The sequence below is a fragment of the Mucilaginibacter sabulilitoris genome, from assembly GCF_034262375.1.
Taxonomy (GTDB): Bacteria; Bacteroidota; Bacteroidia; order Sphingobacteriales; family Sphingobacteriaceae; genus Mucilaginibacter; species Mucilaginibacter sabulilitoris.
The window spans coordinates 6,749,115-6,773,925 of sequence record NZ_CP139558.1 but is presented as its reverse complement, the minus strand read 5'-3'; the positions used below and the strand labels follow the sequence as shown (position 1 = coordinate 6,773,925).

Annotated in this window: 22 protein-coding genes; 14 read left to right on the top strand and 8 right to left on the bottom strand. The window is 40.7% G+C overall.

Features of this window, described 5'->3' with window-relative positions; all coding sequences use genetic code 11:
* Nucleotides 1-152: 152 nt before the first annotated feature.
* Complete coding sequence (locus SNE25_RS28515; RefSeq protein WP_321566261.1) at nt 153-452, top strand: FtsB family cell division protein; 300 nt, start codon at nt 153-155, stop codon at nt 450-452.
* 105 nt (nt 453-557) lie between these two features.
* On the opposite strand, the gene SNE25_RS28510 is transcribed toward SNE25_RS28515, so the two are convergent.
* The 5 genes from SNE25_RS28510 to SNE25_RS28490 all read right to left on the bottom strand — a co-directional run bounded on the left by SNE25_RS28510 (nt 558) and on the right by SNE25_RS28490 (nt 6,061).
* Entirely contained in the window at nt 558-1,739 is a 1,182-nt protein-coding gene (locus SNE25_RS28510; protein WP_321562417.1) for an acyltransferase family protein, read from the bottom strand.
* 130 nt (nt 1,740-1,869) lie between these two features.
* Entirely contained in the window at nt 1,870-3,951 is a 2,082-nt protein-coding gene (locus tag SNE25_RS28505) for a vWA domain-containing protein (protein WP_321562416.1), read from the bottom strand.
* Between the two features lie 88 nt (nt 3,952-4,039).
* Nucleotides 4,040-4,489, bottom strand: a complete 450-nt coding sequence (locus SNE25_RS28500; protein ID WP_321562415.1) for an energy transducer TonB — start codon at nt 4,487-4,489, stop codon at nt 4,040-4,042.
* 347 nt (nt 4,490-4,836) lie between these two features.
* Nucleotides 4,837-5,580 (bottom strand): 3-oxoacyl-[acyl-carrier-protein] reductase, encoded by a 744-nt coding sequence (fabG, locus tag SNE25_RS28495; RefSeq protein ID WP_321562414.1) that lies wholly within the window; start codon nt 5,578-5,580, stop codon nt 4,837-4,839.
* A 91-nt stretch (nt 5,581-5,671) separates the two neighbouring features.
* The gene (locus SNE25_RS28490) at nt 5,672-6,061 is read right to left on the bottom strand and encodes a hypothetical protein (protein ID WP_321562413.1); all 390 of its coding nucleotides are present in this window, start codon (nt 6,059-6,061) and stop codon (nt 5,672-5,674) included.
* 135 nt (nt 6,062-6,196) lie between these two features.
* On the opposite strand from SNE25_RS28490, the gene purH reads away from it, so the two are divergent.
* The 11 genes from purH to SNE25_RS28435 all read left to right on the top strand — a co-directional run bounded on the left by purH (nt 6,197) and on the right by SNE25_RS28435 (nt 18,510).
* Entirely contained in the window at nt 6,197-7,723 is a 1,527-nt protein-coding gene (gene purH, locus SNE25_RS28485; protein WP_321562412.1) for a bifunctional phosphoribosylaminoimidazolecarboxamide formyltransferase/IMP cyclohydrolase, read from the top strand.
* A gap of 216 nt (nt 7,724-7,939) precedes the next feature.
* Nucleotides 7,940-8,962 carry a rod shape-determining protein gene (locus tag SNE25_RS28480; protein WP_090651245.1) on the top strand — a complete coding sequence of 341 codons (1,023 nt, stop codon included), beginning with the start codon at nt 7,940-7,942 and terminating at the stop codon, nt 8,960-8,962.
* 89 nt (nt 8,963-9,051) lie between these two features.
* Complete coding sequence (mreC, locus tag SNE25_RS28475; RefSeq protein ID WP_321562411.1) at nt 9,052-9,885, top strand: rod shape-determining protein MreC; 834 nt, start codon at nt 9,052-9,054, stop codon at nt 9,883-9,885.
* Nucleotides 9,878-10,396 carry a rod shape-determining protein MreD gene (locus SNE25_RS28470; protein WP_321562410.1) on the top strand — a complete coding sequence of 173 codons (519 nt, stop codon included), beginning with the start codon at nt 9,878-9,880 and terminating at the stop codon, nt 10,394-10,396. Before mreC ends, SNE25_RS28470 begins: the two co-directional genes overlap by 8 nt.
* Nucleotides 10,393-12,405 carry a penicillin-binding protein 2 gene (gene mrdA, locus SNE25_RS28465; RefSeq protein WP_321562409.1) on the top strand — a complete coding sequence of 671 codons (2,013 nt, stop codon included), beginning with the start codon at nt 10,393-10,395 and terminating at the stop codon, nt 12,403-12,405. Before SNE25_RS28470 ends, mrdA begins: the two co-directional genes overlap by 4 nt.
* Nucleotide 12,406: 1 nt before the next feature.
* On the top strand, nt 12,407-13,669 hold the full coding sequence (rodA, locus tag SNE25_RS28460; protein ID WP_321562408.1) for a rod shape-determining protein RodA: 1,263 nt from the start codon (nt 12,407-12,409) through the stop codon (nt 13,667-13,669).
* A 595-nt stretch (nt 13,670-14,264) separates the two neighbouring features.
* Nucleotides 14,265-14,468, top strand: a complete 204-nt coding sequence (locus SNE25_RS28455) for a hypothetical protein (protein WP_321562407.1) — start codon at nt 14,265-14,267, stop codon at nt 14,466-14,468.
* Nucleotides 14,469-14,657: 189 nt separating this feature from the next.
* On the top strand, nt 14,658-14,849 hold the full coding sequence (locus tag SNE25_RS28450; RefSeq protein WP_321562406.1) for a hypothetical protein: 192 nt from the start codon (nt 14,658-14,660) through the stop codon (nt 14,847-14,849).
* A 101-nt stretch (nt 14,850-14,950) separates the two neighbouring features.
* Entirely contained in the window at nt 14,951-15,157 is a 207-nt protein-coding gene (locus SNE25_RS28445; RefSeq protein ID WP_321562405.1) for a hypothetical protein, read from the top strand.
* A gap of 65 nt (nt 15,158-15,222) precedes the next feature.
* A complete protein-coding gene (locus SNE25_RS28440) occupies nt 15,223-16,386 on the top strand; it encodes an HlyD family secretion protein (protein ID WP_321562404.1) in 1,164 nt (387 codons plus the stop codon).
* A gap of 9 nt (nt 16,387-16,395) precedes the next feature.
* Nucleotides 16,396-18,510, top strand: coding sequence for a peptidase domain-containing ABC transporter (locus SNE25_RS28435; RefSeq protein WP_321562403.1), 2,115 nt, complete (start codon nt 16,396-16,398; stop codon nt 18,508-18,510).
* Nucleotides 18,511-18,737: 227 nt separating this feature from the next.
* Here the strand turns inward: SNE25_RS28435 and SNE25_RS28430 are convergent, their stop codons facing one another.
* Nucleotides 18,738-20,189 (bottom strand): IS1182 family transposase, encoded by a 1,452-nt coding sequence (locus SNE25_RS28430; RefSeq protein WP_321562402.1) that lies wholly within the window; start codon nt 20,187-20,189, stop codon nt 18,738-18,740.
* Between the two features lie 127 nt (nt 20,190-20,316).
* Nucleotides 20,317-21,345, bottom strand: coding sequence for a class I SAM-dependent methyltransferase (locus SNE25_RS28425; RefSeq protein WP_321562401.1), 1,029 nt, complete (start codon nt 21,343-21,345; stop codon nt 20,317-20,319).
* 75 nt (nt 21,346-21,420) lie between these two features.
* On the opposite strand from SNE25_RS28425, the gene SNE25_RS28420 reads away from it, so the two are divergent.
* Together SNE25_RS28420 and SNE25_RS28415 are read left to right on the top strand one after the other, a co-directional pair.
* Nucleotides 21,421-21,993, top strand: a complete 573-nt coding sequence (locus tag SNE25_RS28420; RefSeq protein ID WP_321562400.1) for a thymidine kinase — start codon at nt 21,421-21,423, stop codon at nt 21,991-21,993.
* Between the two features lie 119 nt (nt 21,994-22,112).
* A complete protein-coding gene (locus SNE25_RS28415) occupies nt 22,113-22,481 on the top strand; it encodes a response regulator (protein ID WP_321562399.1) in 369 nt (122 codons plus the stop codon).
* 53 nt (nt 22,482-22,534) lie between these two features.
* On the opposite strand, the gene SNE25_RS28410 is transcribed toward SNE25_RS28415, so the two are convergent.
* Nucleotides 22,535-24,718 (bottom strand): TonB-dependent receptor family protein, encoded by a 2,184-nt coding sequence (locus SNE25_RS28410; protein WP_321562398.1) that lies wholly within the window; start codon nt 24,716-24,718, stop codon nt 22,535-22,537.
* Nucleotides 24,719-24,811 lie beyond the last annotated feature (93 nt).

Sequence of the window (24,811 nt, the reverse complement as noted above, 5' to 3'; positions counted from 1 at the left end):
CATAAGGCTGCCTTTTTGTATTTTAATTTATGTGAATAAATAAGAGTAAGCGGCAATAATAATAAAACTTCATTGTTAATAAGTTAATAAGCATATTTGTGCCACTAAAAAAAATTAAATAGTTTTAAATGAAATTTATAGAGCCCATATCAATGAAACGCCTCATAAACCTTTTAAAAAATAAATTTTTTTTGGTTACCCTGGCTTTTTTAGTGTGGATGATATTCTTTGACCGTAACGATCTGTTCTCTCAATATGAATATCGCAAACAGGTAAGCAAGCTTGAAAAGGAACGTGATTTTTATAAAAAGGAAACTGACCAGGTTAACAAAGAGCTTGACGAATTAACCTCAGACCCCCAACAACTTGAGAAATTTGCCCGCGAAAAATACCTCATGAAAAAAGATAATGAGGATGTTTTTGTAATAGTACACGAGAAAAAAGACAAATAGGCTTTAAGAGAGAGACAAGACTTTTAGAGTCAGGAAACAAGATATATGAAGCGATGGGTAGTTTACTCATCGCTTTTTTGTGGATGTTAAAATTAAAGCCTGATATCATAATATAGCCGTTTCAACAGGTTTATGTGTCTTATTATACTTCCATTTGTTTAATATTTTGTCGCGTATTTTTAGTGATGGCTTTTCTATAACATACCTTAAAATTAAGGCGCCTGCAATACTGCCTGTTATGCAAAACATCATCATCAGATTGCTGTCTCTGGCTATTCCTGTTTTTTCAAGCACATTTTGCATAAAGGCTATCACCAGCTTATGTGACAGGTATATACCGTAAGATAGTGTTGCCAGTTGAGCCGTAATAATTGATTTGAGATTGAAAAGAACATTGGAGGGGCATACCATAGCGGCTACGATAATTCCATATCCGAGGGAGACAACCGGAAAGCCCCAAATACCGGTATTAAAGCTGCTCTCAGGTTTGCAAATAAAATATGCAGCTATTAAAACTATTAAGCCCAAAAACATTAATAGGTTACTATACTTATTTGCCAATTCTTTTACCCGCGGATAAAAAGTATATGCACCTGCAATGCCAACTCCAATAAGCAATCCATCTAATCTACAATAGGTAGGGTAATAAATAAACGTATGCCATATCGAGCCAAAATGCTCGTCAGATAAATGCGGTTGAACCCAATAATGCCAGCTTGCATATCTTACGATAAAACCCAGGACGAGTATGCCCGGAAGAATGTAAATAGTTTTTTTGCCGGCTTTTAAATAAGTTATCACCCAAAATGTTAAAGGCAATATCAAATAAAATTGCTCCTCAACGCATAAGGACCATGCATGGGTAAAGGTTCCGGTAGTTCTTAAATCCAACCCGAAATTAAGCGTAAAGGTTAAGTATCGCCAAAGCGAAGCCATGTGTTCACGCTCGCGTAAAAACGGAACGAATGTATATAATCCAAGTACGACCAAATAAGGCGGAATTATTCTGAAAAAGCGTTTAATAAAAAACTCCCTCATGGAAATAGCCCGGCCTTTTTTAACAATGCCGAAAAGTTGGCCGGCAATTAAAAAACCGCTCAAAACAAAAAACAGGTCTACTCCGGTCCATCCAAAACCTCCAACGCTGTTAACCCAATCGGGATGCCCGAACAGTTGATAATGAAATAATAAAACATAGGTAATAGCCAACGCCCTAAGATGGTCTAACCCTAATAGTTTATGTTTTTCGGAAGTGCTTGCCAGGTTATTGAAGGTGGAGGAATGCATTGAATTTTATCACAAATTTCCCCTGTAATTTATTGAAATTAATTGTAAACTAAATTCTGAAGTTGATTTTTAAAAAATGGATTTGGGGCTATGCTTCTTGTTTCTTATGTCTTAACTCTTGTATCCTTTCTCAAATCTCCCCTTCGCGTTTTCGTAAAAACCATTCGGCGGTTAGGAGTAATAATATCAGCGCAAACAGCCATTTTACGTCGATGATATCGCTGTAGTGTTTATCTTCATAAACCACGGTTTTGATATTGTCATTCTTACGGATGAGGTTGGACAACTGATTAATTTGGTTGGGGTATAGCGTTTTACCGCCGCTTTGTTTAGCAATGGTGTTAAGCAGCCCGTGGTTGGCTGCGCTTTGGCGGGTTTCGAGGTTGAGGGGCTTTATGGTTAATGGTCCGCCGGCTTTAAACTGCTGGGTGCCGTTTTTAGTGACAGCAGTGTAGGTATATTCGCCTACAGGCAATGCACCGGCATCAAGCTGGTAACTTTGTCCGCTCCGGCTAAACAGGAAACTATAGTTTTTACCTGCCTGATTTTTCAGGTCGATCTTTACATCGGGCGTGTTGATGAGCTCCAGCGCGTCATTGTAGAGTTCGGCGTTGACGATCACATTTTCCCCTTCATCAAAAACATTGCGGGCGGGGTAAACCCTGAAACGCTGGCGGTTGGCATTGGCGGTTAAATATTGCACGGTTTGGCTCAGTAATTCGTCGGTAGCGTTGCGGCTGCCATAGTTCTGGTACTCGGCCAGTTGCCAGCGCCACACCCCCTCACCGGCTAAAACAGCGGTACGCCTGCCGCCATCGTCGCCAAAGGCCAGTAAAGGATAGGCCGTAGGTACCACGCCTATTTTTTGCCTTAATAAAACCGACGTGCCCGGCGATGTACCGTAATTACCAAACGGAGCCAGGAGCGGAGGGAGTGCCGCGATTTTTTTGCTTGAAGAATCGGATAAAGTGAAAGCCGAAAAGTCAGCATCGGGCAATGCGAACACCTCCTGCAATTCTGTGCGCCCGGAACTGATCTTTACCAGGTTTTGTTCGGTGTTGAATGAAGGCAGATCGCTTTGCGAACCTATGATGTACCAAACAGGTGTTTTGCTTTTGGTTATGAAACTTTTTATAGCCGCCGAGCTTGCCGCTGATGTTTGATAAAGCACAATAAGGCTGTAGTCGGCAGGTTTAGTGCCGGTCATATCGGGCAGTAAAACAGTTTTTACCTCAAAGTTTTTATTAGTTTCAATGGCCTGTTTAATAACTGTAATATCGGGGTGCGGACTTTGGTATAACACCAATACTTTTTGACGGGCATCAAGCACTTCCACATAAATAGTTTCGGTATTGTTTTGGGTCGACAGTTCGTTTTTTACGGGAGCAATGCTAATGTTATACTTCCGTAGCCCTTTTTTATCGGCGGTAAGCTTTATGGAGACCGCTTTTTTAAAATCGCCGGATGTGACAGCAATGGTTTGGGTGTGTACCTGTTTGCCATTTTCGGTAACGGTAAGCCGCATGTTTTCGCCTTTGCTTTGGTAGGCCGTGGCCAAAACTTCTATCTCAAAGTCGTTACCCAAAAAGGCAGTTTTGTTATAGCTTACGTTGCCAATGAGCAGGTCGCGTTTGGCAACGGTGTCGCCCAGGGCTATGGTATAAATACTGGTTTTGATGTTTTTGGCTTCGTACTGCGGATCGTTCCCCTGGTTGTATAAACCATCTGTTGCTAAAATTAATGCACCTATGTTTTGGTTTACAAAACGGTTGTTGAGCTGGCGCAGGGCATTGGCAATATCGGTTTGTTTGCCTGTGAATTTGTTGGACAGGCCATTGTTCAGGTTCTTGCTGAAATTAAACTCCTGCACGTCATACTCATCGCCAAGCTGTTGTTTCAGACGCGACAGATCATTTAAAAAATTCGCGGCATTAAAACCCGGAGATTTAAAAGTGTTAACAGATGATGAATTGTCCTGCGCAATTAAAACCAATGGTTTTTGAGGCGTGTATTTAACCGTTTTTATTAACGGCGAAACCAATAGCATAGCGATAAAAAATACTACAACCGCGCGAAGGATTGCGAGCCCAACCCGAAAACGTTTATCAAGATTTATGGGTTGACGGTACAGCAGCCAGGCGTACAGCACACCAAGTATAAGGCAAACAGGTACCCACCATCCCGAAACTGAACCCCATGTTAATGAAAACATTTTTATTATACGTTGTAAGTATTACGTAACACGTTTTACGCTCAGCTGCAAAATGCGAAATTATTGTGAAATGAGGGGAATAAGTTTGCTATTCCTGAATACCAATATTTATGGGGAGAGGATACAGGACTGGTACAGGTTTGCCTTTGCATAAGCCGGGTTCCCATTTAAAGCTCTTTACAATTTTAAAGAGTTGCTGGCTAAAAGTGAAGTCGCTTCCAAAAAGATTGCGAATTACTCTTTGCCCATCAATTTTTCCATCAGGTTCAATAACGAATGCTATAATAACTTTGCCTTGAAAATCTCCTTTATTGGTGGGGTATTTTAAGTGTTTCATTAGAGAATCACTCAAAGTTTTTAATCCGTTTTGGGGTTCCGGCATTATATCAACTGTTGTATAAACAAATTTATGAAGGATAGAATCCTGTTTACCTTTACATGTGTTTTTGCTATTTTGAGCAAAGCTATTGTTAATAACAAAACATGAAAGGAAAGTTACAATTATAGCTATAAGAGATATTTTGTTCCGGCCTGTCATGGATTAAAGATCGATATTTATCTTATTCCTAATCTAAGGAATAACCATGTTATTCGAGAATTTTTTAAAAGTGATTATATGTCGTGTTCGCGCCCGTTCGGTGGCGTTCGCGACTGTTCGTGCCCGTTCGCGGGTGTTCGCGGTGTTCGCAATTTCAAGAAACGAACACCCCGTATGTGTACCGTTTCAGACTTACGAAGTTTTTAAAACTTCGTAAGTCTTTATAAATATTAATTTGTCATGCTGAACAGAGTGAAGCATCTATTAGCCGATATGCATAGTTTGCAAAAAGATCCTTCGCTATCGCTCAGGATGACAAATATCGGGTATTTGAATTTTAACTTAAATTAAAGCATTCCGCCATCAACAGGGATTACCTGCCCGGTGATGTAGCTTCCCATATCTGATGCCAGGAAAACGCAGGCATTGGCCACATCCTCAGGCTGACCAGCGCGTTTAAGCGGGATATTAGCTTCCCAGCCCTCAACCACTTTAGGATCAAGCACCTCGGTCATTTCGGTTTTGATAAAACCAGGCGCTACCACGTTGGTGCGGATATTACGTGAGCCTAACTCTTTAGCTACCGATTTAGAAAAACCAATAATACCGGCTTTTGAAGCAGCATAATTAGCTTGCCCCGCATTACCCTGAACGCCTACCACTGAGCTCATGTTAATGAACACCCCCTGGCGGTTTTTCATCATGATTTTAGAAGCAGCCTTGGTAACGTTAAATATCGATTTCAGGTTCACATCCAGTACTTCGTCCCAGTTTTCCTCGGTCATGCGCATCAATAAACCATCTTTGGTAATACCTGCGTTGTTAACCACTATATGTAAGCTGCCAAAATCGGCTACAATGTCATTGATCAGTTTCTCGGCTTCGTCAAATTTAGATGCATCTGAACGGTACCCCTTAACCTGTGTGCCAAAGCTTTGCAGCTCCTGTTCCAGGGCCTGGCCTTTTTCAACTGATGATAAATAGGTAAAAGCTACATTGGCGCCGTGTTCGGCAAACTTTTCTGCTATTTTACGGCCTATACCTTTTGATGCACCGGTTATAAGCGCGATTTTTCCTTCTAATAATTTCATAATTTGAGTATATGATTTCGGGCGGTGAAGTTAGTGATAAGTTTTTTTATTGTATTAATATCAAAAACACCATCAAAGAAAATCATACTCTTTATTCTTTAATAAACTGCATGGCACAGCCTTCTATGCAAATCACAGGTCCAAGCGGACTCATAGTCAGCGAGTCGCCTTTTATATTATACCTGTAATCTTCGTATTCGGTTTTATCTGCTTTGTTTAAAGTGAGGGTTACGCTATCTTTTAGTGTATAAAATTTAAAATCGTTGAAAGCCGTTCCGTCCAATGTTCCATCGGTATTGAATAGTGCGTAACTTACATTGGTAGCTTTTACCCAATACATGGGGCCGCCGCTGCTTATCTTGTTCCGTACTAACTTCCATTTGCCTGTTAAGGTAGTGTCGGCCTTTGTTTTGTTATCTTTTTTGCAGGCACTAATTTGGATTGCAACCGCTGCAAATAAAATGAGGATAAAGTGTTTCATAAATTTGGTTTTTAATTATTACGCACAGCATCACTGCTACGCTACAGTTACATTATTTTATAAAACTATCTCCAATTATCTAATCATCAATTAACTAAATATCACTACCTTTGCGGCTCAAAAAAATACGTGTACATGAGCCAGTCTGTTCAAATAAAAAACGCTTTAATTTCCGTTTATTACAAAGATAATTTAGAGCCTATTATTCAGGAGTTAAATCGCCTTGGTGTTAAGATCTATTCAACCGGTGGCACCGAAACCTTTATCCGCAATTTAGGTGTTGATGTTATACCTGTTGAGGACCTTACCTCATACCCGTCTATTTTAGGCGGACGTGTTAAAACATTGCACCCTAAGGTATTTGGTGGCATTTTAACCCGCAGAGGTTTTGGCAGCGATGAAGAGCAGATTGCGCAATATGAGATACCTGAAATTGACCTGGTGATTGTTGACCTTTATCCTTTTGAAGAAACTGTAAAATCCGGTGCTTCTGAAGAAGATATTATTGAAAAGATAGATATTGGCGGTATTTCACTGATCCGCGCAGCAGCCAAGAATTTTAAAGACGTTGTGATCGTGGCTTCAAAAAATGATTACGGTACATTGGAAGAGATCCTGAAAACACAGGAAGGCGCTACAACTATTGCCCAACGCCGTTCATTTGCCCATAAAGCGTTCAATATATCCTCACATTACGATAGTGCCATATTCCAATACTTTAACCAGGAAGATCCGCTACCGGTGTTTAAACAAAGCATACAAAGCAGCCAGGTATTACGCTACGGCGAAAATCCGCACCAGGGTGGTGTATTTTATGGCGATCTGGATGCCATGTTCACCAAGCTGCATGGTAAGGAACTATCGTACAATAATTTGGTTGACGTAGACGCAGCGGTTGCCCTTATTGATGAATTTACCGAGCCAACTATCGCGATATTAAAACATACTAACGCCTGTGGTATCGCTTCTCGTTCTTTTATTAAAGAAGCCTGGGTAGATGCGCTTGCATGTGACCCGGTTTCGGCCTTTGGCGGTGTAATTATCGCAAATGCGGAGATTGATGCTGAAACAGCTACCGAAATAAGCAAGATATTTTATGAAGTGCTGATAGCCCCTGCTTTTACCGATGAAGCCGTTAGCATATTACAGGAAAAGAAAAATCGCATTATCCTGGTTCGTCAGCCTGTTGCTCTGCCAACCAAACAATTCAAAACTTTATTGAACGGTGTTATTGAGCAGGATAAAGATGCCGTTATTGAAGGTCCGGCTCAAATGACTCCGGTTACCAACAGGCAGCCAACAGAGCATGAACTGCATGATCTGTTCTTCGCCAACAAGGTGGTAAAGCATACCAAATCAAATACTATTGTGTTTGCTAAAAACAACCAGTTAATGGCAAGCGGGGTAGGCCAAACATCAAGGGTTGATGCGCTGAGGCAAGCTGTTATAAAAGCCGAAAGTTTTGGCTTTGATCTTAAAGGGGCGGTAATGGCATCCGATGCCTTTTTTCCGTTCCCGGATTGTGCCGAGCTGGCTGCCGAAGCAGGTATAACTGCTATACTGCAACCAGGTGGGTCAATAAATGACAAACTGTCTGTAACCATGTGTAATGAAAAAAACATTTCAATGGTTACTACCGGTGTTCGTCATTTTAAACATTAAATTTTAGCTTGAGAGGGGCTTATTGAGCTGGATTATGTGAGTTTGGGACTGAAAAATATGAGCAGATTTATGATTCAATCAGCCTAATCAATATAATTCAATTTAATCAGCTTATCTTAACAATAAATATGAAATTTTAACGCTTTTAATTGCAACTATGTAGTTTTTTTAAGCGTATTTTTATAAACTTTGCAGATTATTTGAAAGACATACCAGATGGGTTTATTTAATTTTTTTACACAAGAAATCGCTATCGATTTAGGTACCGCAAATACCCTCATTATACATAATGATAAAGTTGTTGTTGATGAACCGTCTATCGTGGCGTTCGACAGAACAACCAATAAAGTTATCGCCATTGGCCGGCAGGCTATGCAAATGGAGGGTAAAACCCACGACAATATCCGTACGGTTCGTCCGCTTAAGGATGGTGTAATTGCCGACTTTAACGCAGCTGAGCACATGATACGCGGTATGATCAAAATGATAAACCAGGGTAAAGGCTGGTTTTTCCCATCACTTCGTATGGTAATCTGTATCCCGTCGGGTATTACCGAGGTGGAGAAACGCGCTGTACGCGACTCGGCCGAGATTGCCGGAGCAAAAGAGGTTTACCTGATACATGAACCAATGGCTGCCGCGGTAGGTATTGGTATTGATGTGGAGGAACCAATGGGCAACATGATCATTGATATTGGTGGCGGTACAACCGAAATTGCCGTTATAGCCCTGTCGGGTATTGTTTGCGACCAGTCTATCCGTGTTGCGGGTGATAACTTCGACTCAGATATTGTACAATATATCCGCCGTCAGCATAACATTATGATAGGCGATCGTACTGCCGAAAAAATTAAGATTGAGGTAGGTGCAGCGTTGCCTGAGCTTGCAGATCCACCGGCTGATTTTGCCGTTCAGGGCCGTGACCTGATGACTGGTGTACCTAAACAGATCATGGTGTCGTATACCGAAATTGCACACTGTCTTGATAAATCCATTTCAAAAATTGAGGAAGCTATTTTAAAAGCACTGGAAATTACGCCACCAGAGCTTTCGGCTGATATATACCAAACAGGTATCTATTTAACAGGTGGCGGTGCTTTGTTACGTGGCCTTGATAAACGTGTTGCAGCCAAAACAAAACTACCCGTTCACGTGGCCGAAGATCCGCTGCGCGCTGTAGTACGCGGAACAGGAACCGCACTTAAAAATATAGGTAATTTTAAATTCTTAATGCAATAGTTTAGTGAGTGGTGAGTAGTTAATAGGGAATGGTTACTTACACTCCTTGTTAACTACTCACTACTCACCATTCACAACTCACTATCCCAATGCGTAACCTCTTGATTTTTATCACTAAGTATAACGCGTTTTTTTTATTCCTGATTTTTGAGATAAGTTCGCTGCTTATCTATATAAAATACAATTCTTTTCAAAAGGCTACTTTTATAAACTCTACCAATAAGGTTACCGGCACGTTGTTTACCCAGGTAAGCCAGCTTAATGATTATCTTTCGTTAAAAGAGGTGAATGACAGCCTGGCACGGGAAAACGCTTATCTCCGTGGCCTGCTCAAATCATCCAGTTATGTAGATACGATTGAGAAACACCAGGTTAAAGATACTGTTTACAAGCAGCAGTACAGTTACATTGTTGCTAAAGTGATTAATAACTCTACCAACAGGCGCAGTAACTATATCACTATAAACAGGGGCAGTAAAGAAGGCATAACCAAAGATATGGGAGTAATTTGCGGAGCTGGAGTAGTTGGACAGGTGATTGATGTTTCTGAGCATCTGGCCATTGTACAATCGGTGCTGCATAAAAACACGAGGTTTAGCGCCATGCTGGTTAATAATAAAGAAATTGGCTCATTTATATGGGGTACTGATCTTGACCCTACAAAGGGTTTATTGATTGATATACAAAATAATGCGCAGCCAAAACTTGGCGAGATGGTAGTTACATCGGGTTATTCGCTTTTCCCAACAGGTATACCGTTTGGCAAAATAACCAATTTGCATGCTAAAGGTGGTGGGTTATTGCTTAATGTGGAAGTGGCGCTTGCCGTTGATTTTAGCAAGCTGCAATATGTTTATGTGGTAAACAATAAATTTGCCCAAGAACAGGCGGGACTGGAGGCCGTGCAAAACAAAAATGAGTAGGACTATTTTAGTTAATGCCATCAGGTTTATAGTGCTGGTTTTTATGCAGGTGTTTTTATTAAAAAACATAACCTTTTATAACCTGTCTACCCCGTACCTGTACATATTATTTATTTTACTGTTACCTTTTGAGGTTCCCAATATATTATTATTTATACTGTCCTTTGTACTCGGTTTAACGGTCGACGCTTTTTATGATACACCGGGTTTGCATGCGGCGGCATGTGTTGTGCTGGCGTTGGTGCGTATATTATTTATCAGCATTACCGTACAAAAAGAGGGATTTGATAACGAACCCGAGCCAACTTTGAGTATTATGGGTTTCCGGTGGTTTTTTACTTATGCCCTGATCCTTACTTTGTTTCATCACTTTTTCCTGCTTAATTTAGAAGTTTTTAGTTTTCAAGAAATACAGTACACACTAAGCCGCGTGGTTTTGAGTTCATTATTTACAGTATTTTTGATGCTGGTTTCGGGATTACTATTTTTCAGAAGGAAAGAACGTAAATGAACAAATTTTTTGAGCGTCGCTACGTTGTAACAGGTATTTTCATCACTATAATTCTGGCGCTTCTGGCAAGGCTTTACTACATCCAGATAGTTGATGACCGTTATGCGCTGTACGCAAGCAAAAATGTTATCCGCCAGTTTGTATTGTATCCAGCACGCGGCCCTATACTTGATCGTAATGGTAAAATACTGGTACAGAATGAGCCTATATATGATATTACCGTTAATCCCAAGGAGGTAAAACCTTTTGATACGCTTGCATTTTGTAAATTGATAGGTATTGATAAACCCGGGTTCGACAAGCGGTTTACCAAGGCTGTAAAGTACTCACCAAACCGCGAATCCATATTTGAAAAACAACTATCGGTTGAACTGTATGCATCGTTCCAGGAAAAGTTATTTGAGTTTCCCGGCTTTTATGTTCAGCCCCGTACGGTGCGTACTTATCCCGATTCGGTAGCGGCGCAGTTTTTGGGTTTTATAGGTGAGGCGCAGGATCGTGATATTAAACGCTCTGGCGGATATTATCGTCCTGGTGATTATATAGGTGTTACCGGCGTTGAAAAGGCCTATGAAGAAGTTCTACGCGGACAGCGTGGTGTGAAAAACATGATGGTCGATTCGCGGGGAGTACCAAAAGGGTCTTATGCCAATGGCGCTTTTGATACTGTTGCCCGCTCAGGCGAACGGCTTACTTCATCGCTCGATATTGATCTGCAAAAACTGGGCGAAAAGTTGATGCAAAACAAATTGGGCAGTATTGTGGCTATTGAGCCATCAAGCGGCGAAATTCTGTGCTATGTAAGCAGCCCTACTTATGATCCTAATTTGATGGTAGGTCGGGAGCGTGGCAATAACGCGGCGAAAATGTATAATGATCCATATAAGCCATTTTTTATAAGGCCTATCCAGGCTCAATATCCTCCGGGTTCGTCATTTAAGCCTTTAAGCGCGCTTATAGCCTTGCAGGAAGGCATCATCAACCCTAATGAAACTTTCTATTGCACTGGTAATTATCGGGCGGGCAACCGAATTGTACATTGTAACCATGGTGAAGCACACGGTACGGTAAATATGGCCCGGGCTGTGGCCGAATCATGTAACGGTTACTTCTCAATGGTTTTTCAGCGTATTGTTGACCGATACGGAGTGAAACGGACAGAGGCGAATTTTGATGCATGGCGGGCCAATGTAATGAAGTTTGGTCTTGGCGCAAGATTAGATCTTGACATGCCTGCCGAAGGCCGAGGTAATGTACCAACGCCTTTACATTATGACAACATTTACCACAAAGGCGGCTGGCGCTCAAGCACCATTGTTCCGCTGGCCATTGGCCAGGGTGAGCTTTTAGCCACACCGCTGCAAATGGCCAACCTGGAGTGTACTATCGCCAATCATGGTTTTTTTTATAAGCCGCACCTGATTAAAGCCATTGGTGCAGAAAACGTTATTAAGAAAGAATATACCGAAAAAAATTATGTGGGGATAGACCCGCAATATTTTGAACCTGTTATTGACGGTATGCAGGCCGTAGTTGATAATGGTACCGGCCGGAGATCAAAAATACCTGATATTGTGATGTGCGGAAAAACAGGGACAGCGCAAAACCCGCGTGGCGAAGATAACTCGGTATTTGTAGCCTTTGCGCCTCGTGAAAACCCGAAGATAGCGATAGCCGTAGTAGTAGAAAACTCTGGCGAAGGGGCGCACTGGGCTGCCCCTATAGCCAGTTTTATAGTTGAAAAATATTTGAAAGGTAAGATCACCCCGCGTGAATCAGGAATTACTGTTGACTATTTTGCCAATGCCAATCGCCTGCCCGATCTGAGCCTTTATGAACACGATTTACAAAAAGAGCGTAGAAGGGATAGTATCCGGAGCGTAAGGATAGATTCGATAAAAAAAGTCAAAGCCGATTCTATAAAGAAGGCGGCCCAAACAAAAACGGCGAAAAATAATAGATCAAGTAGTTTTGGTGATTTTTTAGCAGGCAGGAGGACTATTAAATAGCATGAGTAACCAACGCAGTTTCTTTTTTAATGTTGACTGGCTAACGGTACTCCTTTATCTGGCCTTGTGCGTTATTGGTTGGTTTAATATTCATGCGGCAGTATTTGACGAAAGTCATCCAAGTATTATTGATGCATCTACTAATTATGGCAAGCAGTTTATCTACATCAATGTATCTATTGTAATTGCTATCATTATATTATTGCTCGAAAATCGTTTTCTAACTGCACTTGCCCCGGCTTTTTATGTAGTGACCGTACTGTTACTCATTTTAGTATTGTTGATAGGCCGTAATGTGGGCGGTAACCAGGCCTGGATAAATATAGGCGGGGGTTTTAGATTGCAGCCATCGGAATTTGCCAAGTTTGCAACCTGCTTGCTGCTTGCCAGGTACCTGAGCTCTGTTAACGTAAAGGTAACCGAAGTAAAATCATTTGTGATAGCCGCCGGTATCATTTTGTTGCCTATGGTGCTCATTAAGCTGCAACCTGATGATGGCTCTACACTGGTATTCTGTTCACTTATTTTTGTTCTATATCGCGAAGGTTTGTCCTCATACTTTTTGATAATTATAGGCATACTCATCACCCTTTTTCTAACCTCACAGGTTTTTAATGAACTTTATATTATTGCAGTAATAGCTGTAATAACCGGTCTGTTTGCCATTACTATTAAAAGGAACCGCGCACTTGTTTTTAAAATAATTGCTGGCGCGGTGATCAGTATAGCGTTTGTATTAATAGCCAAGCCACTGTATAATCATGGACTAAAATCGCATCAAAGGGCGCGTATTGATATTGTGCTCGGGCTTACGAAAGATAACAGGGGAGTTGGCTACAATCAGAATCAATCAAAAATAGCTATTGGTTCGGGTCGGTTATGGGGTAAAGGCTATCTACAGGGAACGCAAACCAAATATGCTTTTGTTCCTGAGCAAAGCACCGACTTTATTTTTTGCACCATTGGCGAGGAATGGGGCTTTGCTGGTTCTGTAGTTGTATTGGGCCTATATCTTTTTTTAATATTGCGTATTGTAATGATAGCCGAAAGGCAGCGTGCCCCTTTTTCGCGTATATATGGTTATGGTGTTGCATCGATACTATTTTTTCACGTGGTGATCAATATAGCTATGGCTATTGGCTTAATGCCGGTAATAGGTATCCCGCTACCTTTCATAAGTTATGGTGGCTCTTCGTTGCTTAGCTTTACTATTCTGTTGTTTATCCTTGTCAAGCTCGACTCCAATCGAATGGGCATTGTTTAGTTATTAGCTGTCCAATTTCATAAAACAACAGCACTTATAATATTAATAATATCCTATAAATAATTTCCGGAATAAGATTTGTACAGAGTGATAGCTTATTGTTGCCTATGTTATATATGAGGTGTTAAAATATAGTTATTTTAATATTAATAATAATCAAGTAATATTACGAATTACAAAAAGTGGATAATAAAACGCATAAATCTTTAAATTCCTTTCAGGTAATTTATTATAATATAAGTTAATCTATTGAGTTTTCAACAATTGTGTTAATTATAAAGCAGATTTGGCGTGCTGTTCTTCACTCCTCCATTTTGTTGATTTGTTTTATTAAATAATTGATAAGGTATCTCAAAACTCTTCGGATAGTAAAATGAATGAATTGAATACGGCCGGCAAAAAGTACGTTTTTAGCTAAAAACCATGTTTTTAGCTAATATGGACATCATTTTTGCAGCCAAAAGCCTCTCTCCTTATGATGCATTGTTTAAGTATTTATTGTTATATATTATATTTGTTTTAAGCGTTTGGCCGAACCGAGGCGTATCCTGAAAAGCCTTTAACAGAGTAAGGAATAATGTATAAAAATATTAACATGAAAAAGTTAGAATTAAAAGAACTTGGTGTTCAGGAAATGAATACTACCGAATTAACTACTGTTGAAGGCGGAGGTTTATTAGGCGACCTGCTTTCTAACACGCTTGCTACTGTTGTAGGCACAACTTCTATCTTGGCAAACAATGCTCTTTCTTTTGTTGGTTACACAGTTAACAAACTGGTAGGAGTTATTTTAAGCTAATCCATTTAACTATTTCCCAAAACAGTTTCTGTAACCGCCGTATTTCCTGCAGGTTAATATGCTAACATGGCCGGACAGCTTGGCGATGTTGTGGTTACGTTGTTAATTTATTACAGGCCGTATGGCTAATTACCGGGCGTATCCTGAAAAGCCCTAACAGAGTAAGGAATAATGTATAAAAATATTAACATGAAAAAGTTAGAATTAAAAGAACTTGGTGTTCAGGAAATGAATACTACCGAAATGACCAATGTTGATGGTGGTTTATTAGGCTTAAACCTTACTCCTCTGCTTGACGCAGTTAAACAAACAGTAAATGAAACTTTTGCTTTTGTTGGCGCTCAATTAGGCTTAATTGTTAAAGCCCTTCAAAACTTATAAGAAGAAGTTAAATAGCCGTTGGCCTGTTGGCTCAACGGCTATTTAATTAGGGGTTTGTGCAAAACTGAAAAAAGTAAAAACTCAATTTTTAAAATATAATTATGAAAAACTTAGAATTAAAAGAACTTGGCGTTCAGGAAATGAACGCAGCCGAAATGACCAACGTTAACGGCGGTGGCTTAGGCGACATCTTTATCAATATTAATTTGGAGCCTGTTTTTAAACTTGTTTCAGGTTTATTGAACGATACCGGTGCTTTCCTTACTAAACAGTTAGGCGCTATTTTTCAATTGCTGCAAGGCTTATAAGAAAAATTTATAAGATAGCCGTTATCCCAAAATCCTGGGGTCACGGCTATTTTAATATTTAATATATGGCTTTATTTACCTACTCGGCAGACACCATTTCTGAAACTTCTATTGTTTACCGTTCTCAAATCAGCATGCGCACGCAGCTGATTTACCTGGTTACGGTTGTAGCTATACTATTAACTTTTGTGGCGCTGCCATTTATTAAAACCCCCATCAGTATAAAAGGCAGCGGTCTTTTACAATCATCTATTGAAAAAACTGAGCTCACCATACCCGTTAGCGGCAGGTTAATCATGCTTAAACTTGCCGACAATCAAAAAATTAAACAGGGCGATACCATTCTGGTAATTGACGCCTCTGTACCAAAACAGCAAAGTGCGCTTGCCCAAAACCGCGTAAGCCAGATAAACCAGTTTCTGCGGGATATAAGTGAGCTTTTAGGTAGGATAAATAATGGTTTGGCTAATCCAAGTTTACAAACAGGCCAATATAATGCCTCCTGGCAGCAATTTGCACAGGAATTGCAAAATGCAGCCTTAGCAAAAAGGCAGGCTGCAAGTACCTTTAACCGTTACAATGAGCTGTATAAAAATAAGGTGCTCACCATATCCGAGTACGAAAAATATAAGTTTGAATATGATCAGGCCAAGTCGGCGTACTTAATGGTACTGGCAAAATATAAAACGCAATGGCAAACCGAAGCCAATGGATACAGGAATGAATTGCGCCAGTTAAACGGACAGGAAGCGGAATTAGACGAACAAAAAAAACAATATATACTCAGGGCGCCAATTGATGGCTCGGTACAGAACATTACAGGCATGCAAAACGGCGCCTATGTATTTGCTAATCAAAAAATCGGCGAAATATCACCCGACTCTAATTTAACCGCCTTTTGTTATATCAGGCCCGCGGATATCGGGCTTGTTAAAAAAGGGCAGGAGGTACGCTTTCAAATAGATGCTTTTAATTACAATCAATGGGGCCTGGTAATGGGCAAGGTGACCGATATTTCTGATGACATCATTATTGTAAATAACAACGAACCTGTATTTAAGGTAAAATGTACACTGGCGCAAAACTACCTGATGCTGAAAAACGGTTATAAAGGATATCTGAAAAAGGGGATGGATTTTACCGCCCGTTTTAAAGTAACCAACCGCAGCTTATATCAATTACTGTATGATAAGGTTGATGACTGGGTAAATCCTAATGTAAGCAAATAATGAAAAGCAATGAGCATTAAAATAAAACAGCGGGATATAACGGATTGCGGCGCGGCTTGTTTAGCCTCTGTTTCATCACATTATAAATTAGACCTTGCGGTAGCCCGTATCAGGCAGCTTGCCGGTACAGATAAAAAAGGAACTAATATTTTGGGTATGGTAGAAGCAGCCCAGAAGTTGGGCTTCGATGCAAAAGGTGTGAAAGGGCCTTTTGATAGCTTATTTAAAATACCTAAACCCGCAATAGCACACGTAGTTATTAAAGATATCCTGCAGCATTATGTGGTAATTTATAAGGCAACTGATAAGTTTATTGAGGTAATGGACCCTGTAGACGGACAGTTGGTACGCAAAACACATGATGAGTTTAAAAAAGAGTGGACCGGTACACTGGTGTTGTTGCTTCCATCTGATGAGTTTGAAACCGGTAATCAAAAAAAATCGGTACAGGGGCGTTTCTGGAACCTGATACGCCCGCATAAAAGCATTTTGTTCCAGGCTTTGTTTGGTGCCGTTGTGTACACCATTTTGGGTTTGTCCACCTCTGTTTTTGTGCAAAAACTGGTTGATTTTGTATTGGTTGACGGTAACCGAAACTTGCTTAATCTTATGGGGGTAGCAATGATGGTTATTTTAGCGGTTCAGCTATTTATCGGGACAGCCAAAACCATATTTACCCTAAAAACCGGGCAGATGATTGATGCCCAGCTTATATTAGGTTATTACAAACATTTGTTAAGATTACCGCAGCAGTTTTTTGATACCATGCGGGTAGGCGAGATCATTTCCAGGATTAACGATGCCGTGAAGATCCGCACCTTTTTAAATGATGTGAGTATTAATTTCCTGGTAAATATATTCATCGTGGTATTTTCATTTATCATGATGTTTACTTATTACTGGAAGCTTGCCCTCATTATGCTTACGGTAATCCCCATGTATTCGCTTATTTATTATATAACCGATAAGCTCAACAAAAAAGCGCAGCGGAAGCTGATGGAAGATTCGGCCGAGTTGGAGTCGCAGCTGGTAGAAAGCTTAAACGCGGTAGGTACCATAAAACGCTTTGGGCTGGAAGATCACGCTGATGAAAAAACGGAAACCCGTTTTATAAGGTTATTGAAAACCGGGTATAAATCAAACGTAAATTCCGTTTTTTCTGGCACATCATCAGAGCTGGTTTCACGTGTGTTAACCATTGTTTTGCTTTGGGTTGGTGCAGGTTATGTAATGGATAATCAAATTACACCCGGCGAATTGCTGTCGTTTTATACATTGATTGGTTATTTTACCGGCCCGGTTTCTACCTTGATCGGCATGAATAAAACCGTACAGGACGCGGTAATTGCCGCCGACAGGTTATTTGAAATTATGGATCTGGAACGGGAAAGCGACGAAAATCAGATTGAGCTTACACCCGATAAAATAGGCGATATATATTTTGAAAATGTTTCTTTCAGGTATGGAACGCGTGTGCCCGTTTTTGAAGATCTGAGTTTGATAATCCAAAGAGGTAAGTTCACGGCTATTGTAGGCGAAAGCGGCTCAGGTAAATCAACGCTGATGTCTATACTCCAAAATATTTATCCGATACAAAAAGGTAATGTGCGGATAGGGGAGTATGATTTAAAATATATCAGGAACTCATCTCTGCGCCAGATGATATCCGTTGTGCCACAGCAAATTGATCTGTTTGCGGGCAATGTTATTGATAATATCGCCGTTGGCGATGCTGAACCGGATATGCAAAAGATAATCGATATTGCCTCTAAACTTGGGCTGATTGGTTTTATAGAAGCATTACCAAAAGGCTTCCAAACCTATCTTGGCGAAAATGGCACCACACTATCAGGGGGACAAAGACAGCGCATAGCGATTGCGCGGGCATTATACCGTGACCCGGAGATCCTTATCCTTGACGAAGCCACATCGTCCCTTGATTCCGTATCAGAAAAGCATGTACAACGAATGATTGAAATACTAAAGGCAGCCCAAAAAACCGTTATAGTGATCACCCACCGCTCAAGCACCCTTAATAATGCAGATAAGATCATCGTACTGGATAAAGGTATAGTTGTAGAACAAGGCAGCCACAACAATAAACTAAAATATAGTCTGAGCTAATAGTACGATCTTAAAACAATAAACAAAAAAGCCGGGCTATATAGGAGGGCACTGAAAAAGTAGTGCAATAAAACGAATTACGAAAAGCGATCAAGAGAAAAGGCAACTTTTACTTGGTCGCTTTTTTGTTCTGATTGCTTTTGTGTGGGTGATTTAATGTGGATAATACGGGCCTATAGGAGTTTGGGGAGTGCAAAAAACGGCTAAATACCTCTTTTTATTGTTTTTTAGGCGATCAGTTTGATGATCCTTTTCAGATTGACAGTAAAGATGGCCAATGCGCCCTGCATCTGCATGTTTTCGATACCATAAGCTATCGCCCGGTCATAACCATGAACGTTTTTTAGTTCACTGTTTTTGGCTTCGATCTTATACCTGTGTTTGATGCTTTCCTTATATTGTGTCGTTTCCTGAAAAGCCATCTGTTGTTGGTGCAGGTCTGACTTTATGCTTACAGAATAGGTCTTGGTTTTTGCCCCAGGTTTGTAGCACCCCTCCCTAAATGGGCAGATTTTGCATTTTTCAACATCAAAGTAATACGTGTCTGTCTGATTTGTTCCAACGTTCTTTTTTCCCTGTCTTGATTTTCGTATGGACAAATGCCCTGCAGGGCAAACGAACATATCAGCGTCTTTGTTATAATCGAACTTATCTTCTTCTTTTCTAAACCCCTGGGTAATGGTTGGGTTTAGTTTGGCTACCACCTTAATATCCTGTCCGTTCATTAACGCAAGGTTCTCTTTTCCTGAATAAGCCGAATCGCCGATGATCCTTTCTACTTCAATGCCGTTGTTCTGACTGATCTCCAGAAGCTTGGGAAGTTCCGGCCCATCGCCTTTTTCTCCCGAAGTGACCACCGCAGCGGTAATAATCCGTTCCTCCGTCATCGCCAAATGCGTCTTATAACCAAAGAAGGAACTATCTGCAGATTTATGGCCTGTTTTAGCATCCTTGTCTTTGGATAGCGTATAGTGCTCCTGAGTATCTGCTACTGTCTCTTTCAATAGATTCAGTTTTTCTTTTACCGCAGGTATCTGGCATAACGGTTGATCGGCTTCAATATACTTTTCCAATGCACTGCAATAAGCCAGTTCTTTTTCCAATTCGTCGGCTGTGTTCTTTTCGGGCATGCCTGCCTTCATATCTTCATCTATCGCATAAACAGCTTTGCGGAGTAACTTTGAACGTTCCCGCAATACTTCCAATGCTGAATACGGGTTGGATCTCGACAGGGAATGGGTAGCATCAACAATAATGGATTTTGAGCGGATGAGCCCTTTTTCAATAGCTATGGTCACCGTTTTACCAATAAGCAGGTTTAACAGATCATTATCCTTTAGCCGCAGCTTTCTGAACTTGGTCAATGAACTCGGATCGATAATTCCTTCTTCCGGCGACATATCAAGGAAATATTTGAAAGACATATCATACTGCGAACGCTCAACAACATCTACATCTGAAACCGTATAGATCGTTTTTAACAACAGATATTTGAACATCCGCACGGGACTTTCAGCTGTCCTGCCATTCGTCATGCAATATTTGCTGACCAGTTCTTCATAGATAAATGTAAAATCTACCAGGTCATTGATCTTCCGAAGAAGATTGTCTTTAGGAACGATCAGCTCATATAAGCCCAAAAACGCGCTAAAATGGATCTTTTGTTGTTGAACGAGCATCTTGTAGTGGCTTTCTTTTGACACTTCAAGATACAAAAAACGGGGTTGAAAAACTGATTTTTCAACCCCGTTTTGCCTATTTAGACTTTTTCAGTGCCCTCCTATATAGTCCGGCTTCTTTGTTTATTTAACCTGCAGGATATCTGCGGCGTAGAAGTGTATAAAATTTCTCGGTGGTTGTGGGTTTGCTATCCCAGTTATTTTTTACCACATAATTAGTTTTCAAAAAGCGTTCAGCCTCTTCAAAGGAGTTAAAGCGGTTCACTATTTCAATAGCTTCGCTGTAAGCCAGGCTATAGCCGTTAAACAAATCTTTTATATATAATAGCTTATCGTTGAGGTTTATTGCCGATTTAAGATCGGTAATAGGCAGGGCATTAGCAGGCGATGCTGTTGCAGCCTTTTCCTTTTCGGCCTTTAAGGCAGATATTTTTTGGTTGATTGTTAAAACTCTGTCTTCATTATCAGCTTGTCCATTGGTCTCGGCCTTAGCTATAACCGGTTCTGGTATAGCAGGCTCTTCAACTGGTGTTTCGACAATGCCTTGATTCTCGGCAGTTATTGGTGGTAATTGCTCGGTTAGTTCTTCCTGTTCAAATTGGTCACCATCTTCATCCCAATCAGTTGTGTCTTCAATTTCCAGTTCCTGTTTTACAAGTTCGGGTTCCTGACGTTCAAATGAATAGGAGTCATCAGTCTTTTCAGTATCCAGGTTAATTTGCGGCACAGGTTGCTGGTCTTCGGTTATCTGAACAAGCGGCTCTGTCTTAACCGGATTATATGGAGCATGAACTGGCGGCTCGGCTTCTTGCGTTAGTTCAAGTTTGGTTTCTGTAGTTAGTTTCTGTTGCACCACAGGCTCAAAATAGCGCTGTTCATGAATAGAGTCTGTCTTTTTTCCGTCTTGCGGTTCGGGTTTGCTTTTTTCGGTAACAGGTTCAGGTGTTTCGGCAGGCGGAGCCTGATGGGTTGGTGCACTACGCTCGTGTAACCTGCGCAATATTTCGGCATGGTCTTTTAAAAAATGAGCGTTGGCAACAAAAAGCTCCAGTTCAAGCTCATTTAAATCGCTGCTTTCAGCTTCGAGGTAATCATATTGGTCATTAAGCTCTTTTAAAATACCACCAATCTTTTTAAATACATCCATTTGCTTCATGGCTTCCAATGTTATGAAAAATGCTTGCCAAAAATAGGATTAAATTCTGATATTTGCCCTCCATAAAAGTTAGAAATGGTATATAGCGAGGAGGTTTTTAAGCGTAAAAGTGAGTTCGGCGGCAGTATTGAGTTAATCTGCGGCTCAATGTTTTCGGGCAAGACCGAAGAGTTGATAAGGAGGCTTAACCGGGCTCGTATTGCCAGGTTAAAAGTGGAAATTTTTAGCCCAAAAGCTGATACCCGTTTCGTAGAAGATGCCCTCGTATCGCATAATGCCAACTCTATTCCTTCAACACCTGTCGACAGCGCATCGGCCATACTATTGTTAAGTAATGACGCCCATGTAATTGGTATTGATGAAGCGCAGTTTTTTGATAACGAACTTCCAGAAGTTTGCAATATACTGGCCAATAGAGGTATACGTGTAATTGTTGCTGGCCTGGATATGGATTTTAAAGGCCGCCCTTTTGGACCGATGCCGGCTGTAATGGCTATTGCCGAATCAGTTACCAAACTGCATGCTGTTTGTGTTCAATGCGGTAATCCTGCGCTTTACTCATACAGATTGGTACCTGATAATGCTAAAATACTATTAGGCGAAAAGGAAAGTTATGAACCCCGTTGCCGCAATTGCTATAATAGTTAAGACCACTTCACTGTAATTTTTTTACTAAATACCTGTTTTTCAAAACAAAAGGTAGTAATCCGGATGTTATTTGTTTAAACGGGCCTCAATTGTGGTCCGTTCTTATAACTTGAGGATTTATGGCTAAAAAAATTTTGGTGATAGAGGATGATAAAGACATCAGGGAAAGTATTGTTTATGTGCTTGAAGAGGAGAACTATGAGGTTATTGCTTCAGAAGACGCTAAGATCCTGAAAAGAATAAGTGATTTTAACCCAGACCTGATTTTACTGGATAACTGGCTTTCTGACTGGACGAGCGATGCCAATGGGCAGCAGCTGAGCAAAGCTTTAAAAAGTGATGCTGCGACACAACACATCCCTGTGATCATAATTTCGGCAGTTAGTAATATAAAAGAAATTGCTGAAGCCGGGGATGCCGATGGTTATTTAAGAAAACCGTTTGACATCAGCAAATTGGTGGAAGTAGTTAAAAAGCACATTAAATAATTTTATTTCTAAATAAAACGGCCTTTCAATATATACTGAAAGGCCGTTTTAATTTATAATTTCATTCCTAAACCGATACTAAATGTTCGGCCATCGGCGGGTAAAATACCTGGGCCCGGGTACATATTGATCCTGCGTGTAAAGTATTTGGCATTAAACAGGTTGTTAACATTGGCATTAATATGATAATTCCGGAGGAATGTATAATTAAAAGCCCAGTCAAAAACATGGTAGGCTGGTACAATACCTGTAGCTCCGGTTGGGTTGGCTATCGTATTATTAGCATCGCTAAAACTTTTGCTGGTATAGCTAAATTGCAAAGTAGTGCTTACATGATTGCTTAAAACAGTTAGGCCCGTGCGGTTTATCCAATCAGGAGTATTTTCGGTCTGGTTGTTTTTCAGGCTGATATTCTTGCCCGATTGATTGATAGAGCCGCTTATATAACGACCGTGGGTATAAGCAAGGGAGTTAAACAGACGAATATCGCTGCCGGAATGCTCGTTAAATGATCGTAATAATGACACTTCTGTGTAAGCTTCAACACCTTTAGCTACCGCGTTGCCTATATTGGTGGCAAATAAATGGGTTACATTATTGGCATCTGTTTGGGTTAAGGTTCCCGCGCGGTTATTGTAGCGTACATAAAAGCCGTTAACATCAAAATTAAATACGGTGCTGATATGCCCGCGATAACCCAGGTCAATGTCATAACCACGGCTATCCTTAATGTTAGGGTCAATAATAGTAAGCTGATCGGCGGGAGTAACAGCCGCGTATAAATAAGGGCGATAAGCCTGCGAAATATTGCCATAGAGCTGGTTGCCATTACTGAACTGGTATTGTAAACCAGTACCAAAAAGCGGGTAATTGCGATTGCCTTTATAACCAATAGGGAAGGTGGCATTATTGATTACACCCGAAGTGGTGGTTTTAATAACCTCATATCGTACACCCGGTGTTACTGTAAATTCCGGAGTTATCTGGAATATATTTTCGGCAAAAGCTGCATAGTTTAAACTGTGTAATCTTAAATCAATTCCGTAGGGTTTCACAAGGCTTAGGTCAAAATCGGTACCAATGGTGCCAACACCCTTTTGCCTGCGTTTGGTTGTTTCTTCAAAATATCTTACCCCGGTGGTAAAAGTGCTGTTTAAGGTACCCAGCTTATAAATATGCAGCAATCGGGCCTCGGTAGTAAAACCTGCATAATAATCACGGTCAACCTGGCGCGGGTTGTATGTTTTTAAGCTGGTATTAACTGTATCCGGAATGTTGGGTGTATTAATAAACTGCACACTATTACGCTGGCCAAACAATACGTGCGATGTTACCTCCAGTCTGGTATTGCTGTTGAAAGCGTAATTAAACAACAGGGCCGGGATGTTTATTTCAGGATTGAAGAAATTACGGAAACGGGTTGACTGGCGATTATTGGCATCAAACTGGGCATCGGTTAAACCACCTGCAATTTGCTGCCGGTAGTCGGACCGTGAAAACTGAACGGCTATGCTGCCTTTGCTGTTAAACTGGTATTTAATATTGGCATAATAGGCCCGGTAGTTAAATGCAGCATCTGGTCGCCAGCCGTCACCACTGCGGGCAGAGTAAAAGGCATAATAGCTTACCTTGCCAACCTTGCCACCAATAGCATTATAGGAGTTAAAAAACCTGTTTGAACCCCCGGTTTGTTCTGTTTCAAAACCAAATACCTTGGTGCTGTCGCCTTCTTTAATTTTGTAGTTCATCATGCCCCCAAACTGGCTGCCGAATTGCAATGCCGCGGAACCCCGTACATATTGAATTTCGCTGATGGCCTGAAACGGTACATTATAGTGGTTTTCAGGATATCCAAATACATCGGAGTTAGTGTTATAGCCGTTTTGGCGCATGTTCATCTCAATAGAACGATGCGGATCGGTACCCCGCGTGCCAATATTGATTTGCAGGCCAGCACCATCCATTTCCCATGAATTAACTCCCGGTATTTTGGCAAGTGTCATGCGGGCATTGTTGTTAGCTAAATTAGCTTTGCCGGCATCAGGGTATAGCAGATTCGTTTTTTTGCCGGCAAAAATATAAGTGCCGGTAACATTGGGTAAGTGTTTGAGCCTGTTTTCTTTAACAATAACACTGTCAAGCTGTAAGGTGTCTTTAACACTTTGTTGTTGTGCGTAGCTGTAGCCTGTACTTAAAGCAAACAGCACAAACAGAAATATTTTATAAAAATTATTCATTGATTTTAAATTGATAAAATGATAGGGATATAATAATCCATTGCACAACGCACACGCATATTATCGGCCTGCGTTGGTTTTTGACTGTTTAAT

Coding starts and splice junctions, on each gene's coding strand:
- SNE25_RS28515 (WP_321566261.1), top strand. CDS start 153: ATGAAACGCCTCATAAACCTTTTAAAAAATAAATTTTTTTTGGTTACC.
- SNE25_RS28510 (WP_321562417.1), bottom strand. CDS start 1,739: ATGCATTCCTCCACCTTCAATAACCTGGCAAGCACTTCCGAAAAACAT.
- SNE25_RS28505 (WP_321562416.1), bottom strand. CDS start 3,951: ATGTTTTCATTAACATGGGGTTCAGTTTCGGGATGGTGGGTACCTGTT.
- SNE25_RS28500 (WP_321562415.1), bottom strand. CDS start 4,489: ATGACAGGCCGGAACAAAATATCTCTTATAGCTATAATTGTAACTTTC.
- fabG (WP_321562414.1), bottom strand. CDS start 5,580: ATGAAATTATTAGAAGGAAAAATCGCGCTTATAACCGGTGCATCAAAA.
- SNE25_RS28490 (WP_321562413.1), bottom strand. CDS start 6,061: ATGAAACACTTTATCCTCATTTTATTTGCAGCGGTTGCAATCCAAATT.
- purH (WP_321562412.1), top strand. CDS start 6,197: ATGAGCCAGTCTGTTCAAATAAAAAACGCTTTAATTTCCGTTTATTAC.
- SNE25_RS28480 (WP_090651245.1), top strand. CDS start 7,940: ATGGGTTTATTTAATTTTTTTACACAAGAAATCGCTATCGATTTAGGT.
- mreC (WP_321562411.1), top strand. CDS start 9,052: ATGCGTAACCTCTTGATTTTTATCACTAAGTATAACGCGTTTTTTTTA.
- SNE25_RS28470 (WP_321562410.1), top strand. CDS start 9,878: ATGAGTAGGACTATTTTAGTTAATGCCATCAGGTTTATAGTGCTGGTT.
- mrdA (WP_321562409.1), top strand. CDS start 10,393: ATGAACAAATTTTTTGAGCGTCGCTACGTTGTAACAGGTATTTTCATC.
- rodA (WP_321562408.1), top strand. CDS start 12,407: ATGAGTAACCAACGCAGTTTCTTTTTTAATGTTGACTGGCTAACGGTA.
- SNE25_RS28455 (WP_321562407.1), top strand. CDS start 14,265: ATGAAAAAGTTAGAATTAAAAGAACTTGGTGTTCAGGAAATGAATACT.
- SNE25_RS28450 (WP_321562406.1), top strand. CDS start 14,658: ATGAAAAAGTTAGAATTAAAAGAACTTGGTGTTCAGGAAATGAATACT.
- SNE25_RS28445 (WP_321562405.1), top strand. CDS start 14,951: ATGAAAAACTTAGAATTAAAAGAACTTGGCGTTCAGGAAATGAACGCA.
- SNE25_RS28440 (WP_321562404.1), top strand. CDS start 15,223: ATGGCTTTATTTACCTACTCGGCAGACACCATTTCTGAAACTTCTATT.
- SNE25_RS28435 (WP_321562403.1), top strand. CDS start 16,396: ATGAGCATTAAAATAAAACAGCGGGATATAACGGATTGCGGCGCGGCT.
- SNE25_RS28430 (WP_321562402.1), bottom strand. CDS start 20,189: ATGCTCGTTCAACAACAAAAGATCCATTTTAGCGCGTTTTTGGGCTTA.
- SNE25_RS28425 (WP_321562401.1), bottom strand. CDS start 21,345: ATGAAGCAAATGGATGTATTTAAAAAGATTGGTGGTATTTTAAAAGAG.
- SNE25_RS28420 (WP_321562400.1), top strand. CDS start 21,421: ATGGTATATAGCGAGGAGGTTTTTAAGCGTAAAAGTGAGTTCGGCGGC.
- SNE25_RS28415 (WP_321562399.1), top strand. CDS start 22,113: ATGGCTAAAAAAATTTTGGTGATAGAGGATGATAAAGACATCAGGGAA.
- SNE25_RS28410 (WP_321562398.1), bottom strand. CDS start 24,718: ATGAATAATTTTTATAAAATATTTCTGTTTGTGCTGTTTGCTTTAAGT.